The sequence below is a fragment of the Blastococcus sp. LR1 genome (genome assembly GCF_020166105.1).
In the GTDB taxonomy this organism is placed as follows: Bacteria; Actinomycetota; Actinomycetes; order Mycobacteriales; family Geodermatophilaceae; genus Blastococcus.
This window is the reverse complement of sequence record NZ_JAIUJY010000002.1, coordinates 233,478-245,836: the sequence shown is the minus strand read 5'-3', so window position 1 is coordinate 245,836 and position 12,359 is coordinate 233,478. Positions and strand designations below refer to the sequence as shown.

13 protein-coding genes are annotated in these 12,359 nt (G+C 73.3%); 6 read left to right on the top strand and 7 right to left on the bottom strand.

From position 1 onward, the window contains the following. Positions 1-79 precede the first annotated feature (79 nt). From LBW97_RS05830 to LBW97_RS05820, 3 genes are all read right to left on the bottom strand, one after another. The gene (locus tag LBW97_RS05830) at positions 80-271 is read right to left on the bottom strand and encodes a hypothetical protein (protein WP_224498471.1); all 192 of its coding nucleotides are present in this window, start codon (positions 269-271) and stop codon (positions 80-82) included. Positions 272-381: 110 nt separating this feature from the next. Next, positions 382-1,683: a citrate synthase gene (locus tag LBW97_RS05825; protein WP_224498470.1), complete on the bottom strand. Its 1,302-nt coding sequence runs from the start codon at positions 1,681-1,683 to the stop codon at positions 382-384. Between the two features lie 44 nt (positions 1,684-1,727). Then, entirely contained in the window at positions 1,728-2,732 is a 1,005-nt protein-coding gene (locus LBW97_RS05820; protein WP_224498469.1) for a glycosyltransferase family 2 protein, read from the bottom strand. A gap of 94 nt (positions 2,733-2,826) precedes the next feature. Here LBW97_RS05820 and LBW97_RS05815 point away from each other — a divergent pair, with 94 nt between their 5' ends. The 3 genes from LBW97_RS05815 to LBW97_RS05805 are packed head-to-tail and all read left to right on the top strand — an operon-like array spanning position 2,827 to position 5,883. Beyond that, positions 2,827-3,768 carry a GNAT family N-acetyltransferase gene (locus LBW97_RS05815; protein WP_224499014.1) on the top strand — a complete coding sequence of 314 codons (942 nt, stop codon included), beginning with the start codon at positions 2,827-2,829 and terminating at the stop codon, positions 3,766-3,768. After that, a complete protein-coding gene (locus LBW97_RS05810) occupies positions 3,765-4,514 on the top strand; it encodes a bifunctional 2-polyprenyl-6-hydroxyphenol methylase/3-demethylubiquinol 3-O-methyltransferase UbiG (protein ID WP_224498468.1) in 750 nt (249 codons plus the stop codon). Before LBW97_RS05815 ends, LBW97_RS05810 begins: the two co-directional genes overlap by 4 nt. Beyond that, positions 4,507-5,883: a hypothetical protein gene (locus LBW97_RS05805; RefSeq protein WP_224498467.1), complete on the top strand. Its 1,377-nt coding sequence runs from the start codon at positions 4,507-4,509 to the stop codon at positions 5,881-5,883. The genes LBW97_RS05810 and LBW97_RS05805 overlap by 8 nt, the downstream gene beginning before the upstream one ends. A gap of 16 nt (positions 5,884-5,899) precedes the next feature. Here LBW97_RS05805 and LBW97_RS05800 read toward each other — a convergent pair whose 3' ends face one another. The 3 genes from LBW97_RS05800 to LBW97_RS05790 form a co-directional block, all read right to left on the bottom strand. After that, a complete protein-coding gene (locus LBW97_RS05800) occupies positions 5,900-6,982 on the bottom strand; it encodes a DegT/DnrJ/EryC1/StrS aminotransferase family protein (protein WP_224498466.1) in 1,083 nt (360 codons plus the stop codon). 20 nt (positions 6,983-7,002) lie between these two features. Continuing rightward, a complete protein-coding gene (locus LBW97_RS05795; protein WP_224498465.1) occupies positions 7,003-7,503 on the bottom strand; it encodes an FdtA/QdtA family cupin domain-containing protein in 501 nt (166 codons plus the stop codon). A 164-nt stretch (positions 7,504-7,667) separates the two neighbouring features. Next, positions 7,668-9,059 (bottom strand): aspartate ammonia-lyase, encoded by a 1,392-nt coding sequence (locus tag LBW97_RS05790; protein WP_224498464.1) that lies wholly within the window; start codon positions 9,057-9,059, stop codon positions 7,668-7,670. 172 nt (positions 9,060-9,231) lie between these two features. Here LBW97_RS05790 and LBW97_RS05785 point away from each other — a divergent pair, with 172 nt between their 5' ends. Further along, on the top strand, positions 9,232-9,867 hold the full coding sequence (locus LBW97_RS05785; protein WP_224498463.1) for a hypothetical protein: 636 nt from the start codon (positions 9,232-9,234) through the stop codon (positions 9,865-9,867). Positions 9,868-9,917: 50 nt separating this feature from the next. After that, positions 9,918-10,541 (top strand): DUF1707 domain-containing protein, encoded by a 624-nt coding sequence (locus tag LBW97_RS05780; protein ID WP_224498462.1) that lies wholly within the window; start codon positions 9,918-9,920, stop codon positions 10,539-10,541. 18 nt (positions 10,542-10,559) lie between these two features. Here LBW97_RS05780 and glpX read toward each other — a convergent pair whose 3' ends face one another. Further along, positions 10,560-11,615: a class II fructose-bisphosphatase gene (gene glpX, locus LBW97_RS05775; protein WP_224498461.1), complete on the bottom strand. Its 1,056-nt coding sequence runs from the start codon at positions 11,613-11,615 to the stop codon at positions 10,560-10,562. 111 nt (positions 11,616-11,726) lie between these two features. On the opposite strand from glpX, the gene LBW97_RS05770 reads away from it, so the two are divergent. After that, positions 11,727-12,356 carry a DUF4245 domain-containing protein gene (locus LBW97_RS05770; RefSeq protein WP_224498460.1) on the top strand — a complete coding sequence of 210 codons (630 nt, stop codon included), beginning with the start codon at positions 11,727-11,729 and terminating at the stop codon, positions 12,354-12,356. Positions 12,357-12,359: the final 3 nt, after the last annotated feature.

The following is a 12,359-nucleotide window of genomic DNA, read 5'->3' as shown; positions in this document are numbered from 1 at the left end:
TGCTTGAAGAATCCGCCGGAGGCGGGGTCACCCGTCCGGGTAGGGGTGAACCTCGGGGGAGGTCGCCGGGGCTACCGGCTCAGGGCGCCCACCACGCGCCGTGCCGCTGCACGAGGGGGATGCGCAGCTCCCCGCCGTCCTCCGTGGAGATCACGAACTCGAGCTTGGTGATCCGCACCGGAGGGCCGTCGTCCTCGGGTTCGAGCAGCTGGCCGGTGGCCAGGGGCATGGGCGGCAGGACGAGGAAGTCCTCGCCGGGGAGCTCGGCCATGCGTCGTCGTCCTCTCGAGTGCTGGGGCGCACCCACCGTAGGGACCCCGCCGGGAGACGCAACGGGCCGGGTGACCTCTGGAGGTCACCCGGCCCGGTGGGCTCGGTCTGCTAGCGGCCGCTGAGCGGCACGTAGTTCCGCTCGGTCTCGCCGGTGTAGATCTGGCGCGGACGGCCGATCTTGGTGGTCGGGTCGGCGATCATCTCGCGCCACTGGGCGATCCAGCCGGGGAGCCGGCCGAGGGCGAACAGCACGGTGAACATTCGCGTCGGGAAGCCCATCGCCTGGTAGATCAGCCCGGTGTAGAAGTCGACGTTCGGATAGAGCCGGCGCTCGACGAAGTAGTCGTCCTTGAGCGCGATCTCCTCGAGCTGGCGGGCCAGGTCGAGCAGCTCGTTGCTGCCGCCGAGCTTGTCCAGCACGGTGTCGGCGGTCTTCTTCACGATCGCCGCACGCGGGTCGTAGTTCTTGTAGACCCGGTGCCCGAAGCCCATCAGCTTGACGCCGGGCTCCTTGTTCTTGACCCGGTTCACGAACGACGGGATGTCGCCGCCCTCGCGCTTGATCGACTCCAGCATCTCCAGCACCGACTGGTTGGCGCCGCCGTGCAGCGGGCCGAACAGGGCGTTGATGCCCGCGGAGACCGAGGCGAACATGTTCGCGTGCGACGAGCCGACCAGGCGCACCGTCGACGTCGAGCAGTTCTGCTCGTGGTCGGCGTGCAGGACGAAGAGCATGTCCAGGGCCTTCACCAGGTCCGGGTCCATGTCGTAGGGCTCGGCCGGGAACCCGAAGGTCATCCGCAGGAAGTTCTCGACCAGGCCGTAGGAGTTGTCGGGGTACAGGAACGGCTGCCCGACGGACTTCTTGTACGCGTAGGCCGCGATCGTCGGCACCTTCGCCAGCAGGCGCAGCGTGGAGATCTCCACCTGCTCCTCGTCGAAGGGGTCCAGCGAGTCCTGGTAGAAGGTCGACAGCGCGCTCACCGCCGAGGAGAGCACCGGCATCGGGTGCGCGTCGCGCGGAAAGCCGTTGAAGAACTGCTTGAGGTCCTCGTGCAGCAGCGTGTGCCGGCGGATCTTGCCGTCGAACTCGGCCAGCTGGTCGCTGGTGGGCAGCTCGCCGTGGATGAGGAGGTAGGTGACCTCCAGGAAGCTGGACTTCTCCGCGAGCTGGTCGATCGGGTACCCGCGGTAGCGCAGGATGCCGGCGTCACCGTCGATGTAGGTGATCGCCGACGTGCAGCTGGCGGTGTTCACGAAGCCGATGTCCAGCGCGACCTGCCCGGTCGTCGCCAGCAGCTTGCTCGTGTCGAGTCCGTCGGAGCCCTCCGTCCCTCGCTTGAGGGGGAGCGGGAGCTCGCCGCCGGGGTACCGGAGGGCTACGTCTGGGGTGCTCGCGGTCTCGGTCATCGTGGCCCGAGGCTACTCAGCACGCGGCGCTCGTGCAGCACTCCTCAGTCCGGCATCGCCGTGTCGAACGGAGCCGCGAGCGCGCTCAGGACGTCGCTCGCGTGGGCCCGCTCGAGCAGTGGCCGGTCCTGGTCCGCCGGCAGCGCCCCCTCCAGCTCGGCCAGGGCCACGAGGGACAGGTACGTCGCCTCGAGGCCGGCGACCGATCCTGCGTTCGGCGGCAGGACGACGTAGTTGTCCGCCGCGATGCGCAGCGCCTTCCCGAACGCGGCCCGCTGCTGGGCCGGGTCGGCGAGGAAGCCTGCCCGCCGACCCCAGTCGACCAGGACCGGCCAGTCCAGGGCTCCGCGCAGGACGCGCACCTGGTCACTCGAGCGCTGCGCCCCGTGCAGGCGGAAGCTGCTGAGCGTGCGGGGGCTGTAGTACGCGCTCCCGCGGGCGAGGAGCGAGAGCCACAGGTACAGGTCGCCCATGGCCGCCAGCCGCCGGCCGTCGGCCTCCCACAGGTGCCCGGGATCGACGTCGGCGCGCCGGAACAGCACCGTCGTCATCTCCCCGATGACGTTCACGCAGTTGGAGAGCATCAGGTCGCCGAGCTCCCGGCCGTCCAGCGGGCCGGCGCGATCGACCAGCGGCGCCTTCACGCCGTCGGGGAGGGGGCGGCCGTCCTCGCCGACGATGGAGCGCCGGGAGAAGGCGATGGTCGAGCCCTCGGTGGCCTGCATGCCGCGGACCAGCTCCTTGACGCAGTCGCGCATGAGCAGGTCGTCGTGCAGGAGGAACTTCACGAACTCGCCGCGGGCCGCCTCGAGCAGCGTCCGCGGGTTGTCGTAGGCGCCGACGTTCTCCTCGTGCCGGATGATCCGGACCCGCGGGTCGGCCGCGGCGGCCGCGGCCAGGATCTGCGGGGTCGAGTCGGTGGACGCGTCGTCGGCCACGACGACCTCGATGTCGGTCAGGCTCTGGTCCAGCGCGGAGGCGAGCGCCCGCTTGAGGAAGCGTTCCCCGTTGTACGTCGGGATCAGGATGCTGACGAGCGGGTCAGCCACGGGACACCCCGCGGGGCGCGACGACTGGCATGGGACCAGAGAACAGGATGATCGCGTCGGCGGGTACCGGATGCGGGAGGGAGACTTGACGACCGTGGGCGAGTTCTTTGGTGGAGGCCTGCTGTTCGGCCGCCCGGGGTTCCACGACCTCAACGGTGTGCCGGAGGGCAGCCGCTGGCGGTACGTCCACCGCGACGGGGACCGGCTGGTCGGCGTGCTCGAGGGCGTGGTGACCGACGGCGAGCTGCTCTCGGGGCACAGCGCCCCCTTCGGCGGGCCGGACTGGGCCCGGGCCGACCCCACGCTCGACGACGTCCTCGGTCTCGTCGACGGCGCGGTGGCCGCCGCCCGGGCCGACGGTCTCCGGACGCTGCGGGTGCGCTGCCGGCCGGGGGAGTACTCGCCCGCCGAGCCGCTGCTGGAGTACGCGCTGCACCGCGCCGGCGCCCGGGTCGAGCTCTGCGGGCTCAACCACACGGTCGACCTGCGCCCGCTCGCCGCCGGCGCGGACCCGCTGGAGCTGCTCGGGAAGAAGCGCGCCCGTGACGTCCGCGCGGACCAGGGGCTGCCCTACGCGCTGGTCGACGCCGACGACGACGACCTGCTGGCGGCGTGCACCGACGTCCTCGAGGCCAACCGGTCCGCGCACGGCCGACCGCCGGGCCTGTCGGCGTCCTACCTGTCCCGGGCGAGCGCCGCGTTCCCCGGCAGCATCCGCGCCTGCCTGCTCCGCCACGACGGGCGGGACGTCGCCGCCGCCGTCGTCTACCGGGTGCTCGACGACGTCGACCTGCTCGTCGCCTGGGGCGACCGGCCCGACCACGGGCTGCAGCGCTCGCCGATGAATCTGCTGGCCCACCTGCTCGTCCAGCGGTCGGTCGAGGGCGGCGCGCGGCTGCTCGACCTGGGCCCCTCGAGCGAGCACGACGGCTCGCCCAACCGCGGGCTCGCGCAGTTCAAGCGCAGCGTCGGCGCCGTCCCGGGCACCCGGAAGGTGTTGGTAGCGTCGCTGGGGAGCAAGGGGGTCGCCGCATGAGCGATGCGCCGCGCGACCTCGGGGACTACGCCGAGGAGTACGGCCGGTCACCGTTCGAGCCGATCCAGGTGGGCTTCCGGCGTCGCCGGGTCCTGTCCCGGGTGGCGGCGCGTGCGCCGCGCCGGCTCCTGGAGATCGGCTGCGGTCAGGAGCCGCTCTTCCTCGATCTCCCGGAGCTCGCCTGCACGGTGATCGAGCCGACTCCCGCCTTCGCCGAGCACGCCCGCCGGCTGGGCGAGGGGCGCCCGCAGGTCACCGTGGTGCAGGGGCCGGCCGAGGATGTCCGGCCCGACGACGTCGGAGGCCCCTTCGACATGGTGGTGCTGAGCGGGCTGCTGCACGAGGTCCCCGACCCCGAGCTGCTGCTCGGGAGCGCCCGCACCCTGTGCGCGCCGAACGGGGTGCTGCACGTCAACGTGCCCAGCGCGCACTCGCTGCACCGGCTGCTCGCGGTGGCGATGGGTCTCATCCCGCACCCCGCCGCGGAGTCGGCGAACCAGCGGCGGCTGCAGCAGCACCGCATCTACGACGCCGGGAGCCTGGAGCGGGCGCTCACCGCCGCCGGGTTCACCGTGCGCGAGCGGGGCAGCATCCTCGTCAAGCCGTTCACCCACGCCCAGATGCAGCGGCTCGTCGACGACGGCTTCCTCACCCCCGAGCTCCTCGACGGCCTCGACCGGCTCACCGAGCAGCTTCCGGAGCTCGGGTCGGAGATCTGGATGGATGCGGAGCCCCGTCGTGACTGACGCGCTGCTGGTCGGCAACAACCTCGCGGTCCTGGTGGCCGCCGCCGAGCTCGGCGAGGCCGGGCGTGACGTCGTCCTGGTCACCGACGGGCGCCCCGCCGGCGGGCACTTCCGCGGGCGGACGGTCAGCGGCACCACGTTCGACGTCGGCATGGTGGTCCTCGAGCGCAGCCCCGGCTCCGGCCCGGCGCCGGACCCCGCGGGTTACCGGCCCGAGCGCCGCTACGACTGGACGCGGTTCGGAACGCTGGTCGACGACTGGCTCGACGCCCACGCAGGCTTGCGGTGCTCGCCGACCCCCGAGGCCCTGGTCGAGGGTCGCCGGCGGCCGGACCACCTGCTCGCCGACCGGCTCGACGTGCTCGCCGAGCTGGACGTCCCTCCGCCGGCGCCGCTGTCCCGGAACGACCCCGCGCACGCCGCCGCCAAGACGACCGGGGCCGCCTACGACACGCTGACCTACGCGGAGGCCGCCCGGCTCAACCACGGACCGCAGCTGCACGGCCGGCTGGTCGAGCCGTTCGCGGACAAGGTGCTCGGACCGCTCGCCGGCGAGCTGCTCGCCCGCTACCACCGCGCCGCCTGGTTGCCGCTCTACTGGCCCGAGACGCTGGCCGCCGCCTGCGCCGGGGAGGCCGCCGGCCTGCCGGAGCACCGCTTCTGGACGACCGAGGGCGGCGCCGTCGCCGAGGTGGTCGCCGCTCTGGAGAGCCGGGTGGCTCGGCTGCCGAACGTGCACGTGTCGGCCGCGGCGGTGGAGTCGCTGGCCGCCGGGCCCGCGGGCTGGCAGGTGAGGACGGCGGACGGCACAGTGGTCTCGCACGCCCGGCCGGTGCTCGGACTGGGCCACGACCGCGTGCAGCACCTGCTGGGACTGCCCGTCACCGCGCGGGTCCCGGGAGCTGCCGTCGTCGTCGTGTGCTGCCTGGTGCGCGGAGCGGCGATGACGGCGCCCTCACCGAGCCTGGCCGTGCTCGACCCCGCGCTCGCGACCTACCGGATCACCGATCAGGACCTGATGGCCGGCCGGGACCCCGAGTGGCACCGCGTCGTGGTGGAGGCCGGTTCCCGCCTTCCGGGCGAGGACCTCGGCCCCCGCCTGGTGTCCGAGCTGTGCGAGCTGCTCGGTGTGGACCCGGTGACCGAGGGGGAGGGGCTGCGCGACGTGCGGGTGCTGGCGACCATGACGTCGGCCAACGGGATCGCCGTTCCGACCGCGGCCGCTCTCGCCGCCGACGAGGACGCCCGCGCCGCTCTCGCCGAGGCCTGCCCGGAGGCGCTGCCCACCGGCGTGCTGGCCGGGGTGGGCGTCTCCTCGCTGAGCGACCAGGTCGTGCAGGGTCTGGCGGTCGCGGCGCAGCTGCGCTGAGAGGCTGGGCGCCGGATCAGGCGCAGCGGCGCACGGCGGCGCAGACGGCCTCGACCTCGGCGTCGGTGAGGAGCGCGAAGCAGGGCAGGCTCACGACCTCGGCGCAGGCCTGCTCGACCGCCTCCGCCCCCGTCGGTCCGACGCGCACGGTCAGCGCCGGCTGCCGGTGGTCGGGCACCGGGTAGTGCACGGCGGTCGCCACTCCGGCCTCGGCGAGGCGCGCGGCGAACTCGTCGCGGCGCGGGTGCCGCCCCACGGCCAGATGGCCGACGTCGCCGGCGGCCGGCGGGTGCAGGACCAGCTCCGTGCCCTCCGCTGCCCGGGCGTACTCGGCCACGATCTCCCGGCGGCGGGCGTTCCAGCCCGCCAGGTGGGGCAGCTTGACCCGCAGCAGCGCCGCCTGCAGCTCGTCGAGCCGGGAGTTGCGGCCACCGGGGATCCCGATGACGTACCGCTCCGACCAGCCGTACTGGCGCAGCGCCCGGAGCCGCTCCGCGAACTCGTCGGAGGAGCAGGTGACCGCGCCTCCGTCACCGAGCGCGCCGAGGTTCTTGGTCGGGTAGAAGCTGAAGGTGCCGACGTCGCCGAGGGATCCGCAGCTCCCGTCGGCGGTGCGCGCGCCGATCGACTGGGCGCAGTCCTCCACCACCGCGACGCCGTCGGGCAGCGCGGCGCGGAGCGCGGTCACGTCGGCCGCGCGCCCGTAGAGGTGCGTGACGACGACCGCCACCGTGCGGGGCGTGCACGCGGCCGCCGCGCTCTCCGGGTCGAGCAGCATCGTGCCCGGGTCGACATCGGCGACGACGACGTCCGCGCCGGCGGCGAGCGCCGCGGTGGCCGCGTAGCCACCGGCGTTGCCGGCCGTCACCACCTCGGCGCCCGGGCCGGCTCCCACCGCGCGCAGCGCCAGCTCCAGCGCGTCGGTGCCGCTGGCCACGCCGACGGCGTGCGCGGCGCCGACCGTCGTCGCGAGCTCGACCTCGAACGCGGAGTGCTCCCGGCCGTGCACGTACCAGCCGCTGCGCAGGGTCCGCAGCGCCGCGGCCTCGAGCTCGGACTGGAGGAGGAGGTACTCGCGGACGGTCTCGTTGAACGGCACGCGCACGGGACGGTCCGGGGTCAGCCGCGGGCCGGGCGCTGGGCGGCGAGGTACTCGTCGTAGTCCCGGTAGTAGTCGGCCTCCTCGTAGGGCAGCGAGGCGAGCACCAGGCTCACGCTGCCGCTGGAAAAGTTGTCGAGGTGGGTCCAGTGCATCGCCGGGACGTACAGGCCGAAGTAGGACCGGTTGAGCGAGAAGCGGTGGCTCTGGGTGCCGTTGTCGACGACGACGTCGAAGCTGCCCGCGGCCGCGATGACGACCTGCTGGAGCTCACGGTGCGCATGTCCGCCGCGGGATTCGCCACCCGGCACGTCGTACAGGTAGAAGATCCGCTGGATGTCGAAGGGCACGTGCCCCTGGCCCTCGATGAAGGTCAGGTTGCCGCGCGGATCGGCGATGCGGGGCAGTTCGATCAGCCGGCAGCCGAGCCCGGCCGGGGAGCGACCGACGTCGTCGGCGCGACGGCCCCACGGGGTGGGGGCGAGCGGGTTGGCGACCTCGATCGCGGACAGGCTGGTCATGCCGCGAAGCAAACAGCCCCGGTACCGCCAGTCCGGGGAGGTCGCGCTCGGCGGACCTGACGATCGTGGGCGTGCGGTGCCGTGCAGTTGTGCCCAGCCGGAGCACCGGAGTCCCAGCAGTGCACGCGTGCCCCACCTCGGGGGCGGGGCACGCGTGCCGCGGATCAGGGGTGGGTCATCGAGAGGACGTCGAGGGCGGCGTCCAGCTGCTCCTCGGTGAGCTTGCCCTGCTGCACGTAGCCACGCTCCACGACGACCTCGCGGATCGTCTTCTGCTCCTTGAGCGACTGCTTCGCCACGATCGCGGCCTCCTCGTAGCCGATGTACTTGTTCAGCGGCGTCACGATCGAGGGGGAGGACTCGGCGTAGGTGCGGCACTGCTCGACGTTGGCGATGATCCCGTCGACGCAGCGGTCGGCGAGCAGCCGGCTGACGTTGGCCAGCAGCCGGATGGACTCCAGCACGTTGCGGGCCATGAGCGGCAGGGTCACGTTCAGCTCGAAGACGCCGGTGGTGCCGGCGTAGGTGACCGCCGCGTCGTTGCCGATGACCTGGGCGCCGACCTGGATGACCGCCTCGGGGATGACCGGGTTCACCTTGCCCGGCATGATCGAGCTGCCCGGCTGGAGGTCCGGCAGCTGGATCTCGCCGAGGCCGGTGCGCGGGCCCGAGCCCATCCAGCGCAGATCGTTGGCGATCTTGATCAGCCCGACGGCGATCGTCTTGAGCTGGCCGGAGCCCTCGACCAGGGCGTCCCGCGAGCTCTGCGCCTCGAAGTGGTCGCGCGCCTCGGACAGCGGCAGGTCCAGGTCGGCGGCGAGCTTCTCGATGATCGCCGCGGCGAAGCCGGGCGGGGTGTTGATGCCGGTGCCGACGGCGGTGCCGCCCAGCGGCAGCTCACCGACGCGGGGGAGAGAGGCCTGGAGCCGCTCCACGCCGTAGCGGACCGCGGCGGCGTACCCGCCGAACTCCTGGCCGAGGGTGACCGGGGTGGCGTCCATCAGGTGCGTGCGGCCGCTCTTCACGACCTCCGCGTACTCGGTGGCCTTCCGCTGCAGCGAGGCCTCGAGGTACCGCAGGGCCGGGATCAGGTCGCGGACGATCGCCCGGGTCGCGGCCACGTGGATCGCGGAGGGGAAGACGTCGTTGGACGACTGCGAGGCGTTCACGTGGTCGTTGGGGTGGACCGGCGACCCGAGGGCCTCGGAGGCCAGGGTCGCGATCACCTCGTTGGTGTTCATGTTGCTCGACGTCCCGGACCCGGTCTGGAAGACGTCGATGGGGAAGTGGTCGTCCCACTTGCCGTCGGTGACCTGGGCCGCGGCGGCGACGATGGAATCCGCGATCTCCTGGGGCAGGACGCCGAGGGAGGCGTTCACGGTGGCCGCGGCGCCCTTGATCGACGCCAGCGCGGCGATCAGCTCGCGCTCGATGGGCGTGCCGGAGATGGGGAAGTTCTCGACGGCGCGCTGGGTCTGCGCCCGCCACTTCGCCCAGGCGGGTACACGGACCTCTCCCATGGAGTCGTGCTCGACGCGAAAGTCCTCGGTGGCCACGGTGCGCTCCCGGTGGTGTGGATGGTGACGGTGCTCCGCACGGAACCCTAGAGACCCCTGGGATGCAGGGTGGTTCCGCCCCGGGCGGGCGCCGCCGATCACGGCGTCGAGCGGCCCGGAGGCGGTCGATCGTCCACCGGTGCCCGCAGGGGCGCGAGCCCGAGGAGGGCCCATGTCCCAGCCGCCGCAGTTCCCGGGCCCGGGCCCGTCGACGGACGGCTACGCCGCACCGGGGTGGCCGGCGCCCGCGGGCACGTGGCCGGAGCCCGCCTGGGAGGCGATCACGCCCACGTGGTCGCAGCCGACGCCGGTCGCCGTCTCCCCGTCGTCCGTGTCCGGCGGCGTTCCGGGGGCCCGCTGGGCGCTGGCCGGGGCGGGCCTCGCCGGACTCGTGGCCGGAGCCGTCGGAGCCACGCTGCTCATGACCGCCGTCGTCAGCGGCACCAGCGAGGACATCGGCCGTGCGATGGCCGGTGAGCTCGCTCCGGCGATCGCCGACGGCGTGAGGGACGGCATGGTCGAGGCCACCGAGGAGTCGATGGACGCCTACCTCGGTGACGAGTCGATGGGCTGGTACGCCGAGCCCCCGGGCGGCGAGGTCGAGCAGTTCCCGCCGGTCGCGCCGGCCGACCTGGGGCCCGACGAGGCGATGGACTCCTACGCGCTGAGCTGCTTCGAGGGCGATCTGCAGTCCTGCGACGACCTCATGTACGAGTCGCCGCCGCTGTCTGCCTACGAGGAGTACGCCAGCACCTGCGGCGGTCGCGTGAAGGAGTTCACCGTTCCCGCGTGCACCGAGCTGGAGTGAGCGCTCGCGAGGCGTGACACGCCTCCACCGGGATCGATAGCGTCCGGGGCGTGACCGACGACGCCCGCCTCCCCGCCGTGCGCGCCTCCGACGCCGAGCGCGAGGCGCTGGTCGCGCGTCTGCAGACCGCGGTGGGCGAGGGCCGGCTGGACCTCGACGAGTTCGCGCAGCGCGCCGAGGCCGCCTACGCGGCCGTGACCACCGCCGACCTCGAGCGGCTGGTCACCGACCTGCCGTCGCCGCGGGAGATCGTGGGCATGCGGGTCCCGGAGAGCCTGCGCGAGATCTGGGACGACGTCCGGCTGGCCGGGTCGCACCTGCCGCCGCGGCGGATCACCGCGGTCTTCGGCGACGTGCGCATCGACCTGCGGGGGCTGCGCACCGACCGGGCGGAGGTGGAACTGCACCTGACGTCGACCTTCGGGGACGTCGAGGTGATCGTCTCGGAGGGCGTCGACGCGCTGCTGGAGGGGAGCACCGTCTTCGGCAGCCGGAAGGTCCAGCTGGCGCCGGTGCCCCGGATCTCCGGAACGCCGCGGGTCACGGTGCGCGCCCGCAGCGTCTTCGGCGACCTGCGGCTGCGGACGCTCGCGCCGGGGGAGTCGCCCAGCCGCTGGCGGGCGGTGCTGGGCCGGCTGGACCGCGGCGGCGGAACCCCGCCGCCGCGGTCGTGACGCCGCCGTTCCTGAGCCTCAGTCCTCGCGGTCGAAGGGCACGGCCGAGTAGGCGCGCAGCTTCTGCAGCGAGTGCAGGCTGTCGATCGAGCGGATCGTGCCCGAGCGCGACCGCATGACCAGCGACTGCGTGGTGCAGCCCCCGGCGCTGTAGCGGACGCCGCGGAGCAGCTCGCCGTCGGTGATGCCGGTGGCCACGAAGAACACGTCGCCGCGGACCAGGTCGTCGATGTGCAGCACGCGGTCCAGGTCGTGGCCGGCGTCGATCGCCTTCTGCCGCTCCTCGTCGTCCTTGGGCCAGAGCTTGCCCTGCAGCGCACCGCCCATGCACTTGAGCGCGCAGGCGGCGATGATCCCCTCCGGGGTGCCGCCGATGCCCAGCAGCAGGTCCACGCCGGTGCCCTCGCGGGCGGCGGCGATGGCGCCGGCGACGTCGCCGTCGGTGATGAACTTGATCCGGGCGCCGGCCTCGCGCACCTCGTGCACGAGCTGCTCGTGGCGGGGGCGGTCGAGGATGCAGACCGTGACGTCGCCGACCGAGCCCTTCTTGGCCTTGGCGATGCGCTTGATGTTCTCCGCGACGGGCACGGTGATGTCGACGACGTCGGCGGCGGCCGGACCGGTGGCCAGCTTCTCCATGTAGAAGACGGCCGACGGGTCGTACATGGCGCCGCGGTCGGCCACGGCCATGACCGCGATCGCGTTGGGCATGCCCTTGGCCATCAGCGTCGTGCCGTCGATCGGATCCACGGCGACGTCGGTCTCGGAACCGCTGCCGTCACCGACCTGCTCGCCGTTGTAGAGCATCGGCGCCTCGTCCTTCTCGCCCTCACCGATGACGACGACGCCGTTCATGCTCACGGTGCCGATGAGGGCCCGCATCGCGTCGACGGCCGCGCCGTCGCCGCCGTTCTTGTCGCCCCGGCCCACCCAGCGGCCGGCGGCCATGGCGGCCGCCTCGGTGACGCGCACCAGCTCGAGCGCCAGGTTGCGGTCGGGGGCCGGGCGGTCGGTGCTGAAGCTGCCACCGGCGGTCGTCGTGGGGAGGGGGCCTTCGGGGACGGGCAGCGACACGGGACCTCCTGTAGGAGGACCCCGTCCTTGCGACCCTTCGCGAACTCGGGGCGGGGCCGGGACGGGGCCGGGGGCGACGGAGCGCGGGAGCGTTGCTGCGATCCTAGGGGCATGACCGGAATCGGCCCGACGAGCCAGGATCCCCAGGGGCCCGACGACGTGGCCGGGGACGAGCTGCCCCCGCCCCCGCCGTCGGCGGTGGAGCGGGCCAACCGGATGAGTGCGGCGAACATGCTGCGCTCGCTGCTGCCCCTGGTGGTCATCTGCCTGCTGATCGTCGGGTGGACCGCATTCCGGCAGAACGACGTCGACCCGGTGCGGGAGGTCGATCCCTCCGGCACCGTGCAGCTGGCCGACGCGCGGGCCGACTACGAGCTGCTGGTGCCCACCGGGCTGGACGACGGCTATCGCCCCACCAGCGCGGACACCGATGCCGGGAACGCCGGCGACGGCGCCCCGGTGACGCTGGAGATCGGTTACGTGACGCCGGAGGGCGCGTTCGCCGGCTTCGTGGTCAGCGACGCTCCCCGGTCGGAGCCGGTCGCGAAGGTCCTCGACGGGGCGACCGACGAGGGCTCGGTGGAGATCGGCGGCGAGGAGTGGACGCGGTCGACCACCGAGCGCGGGGAGACTGCGCTGTCCCGGGTCGACGGCGACGTCACCGTCGTGGTGAGCGGGTCGGCCGCCGACGAGGAGCTGGAGGCCGTGGCCGCCGCGGTCCGGCCGTACACCGCTTCCTAGTCG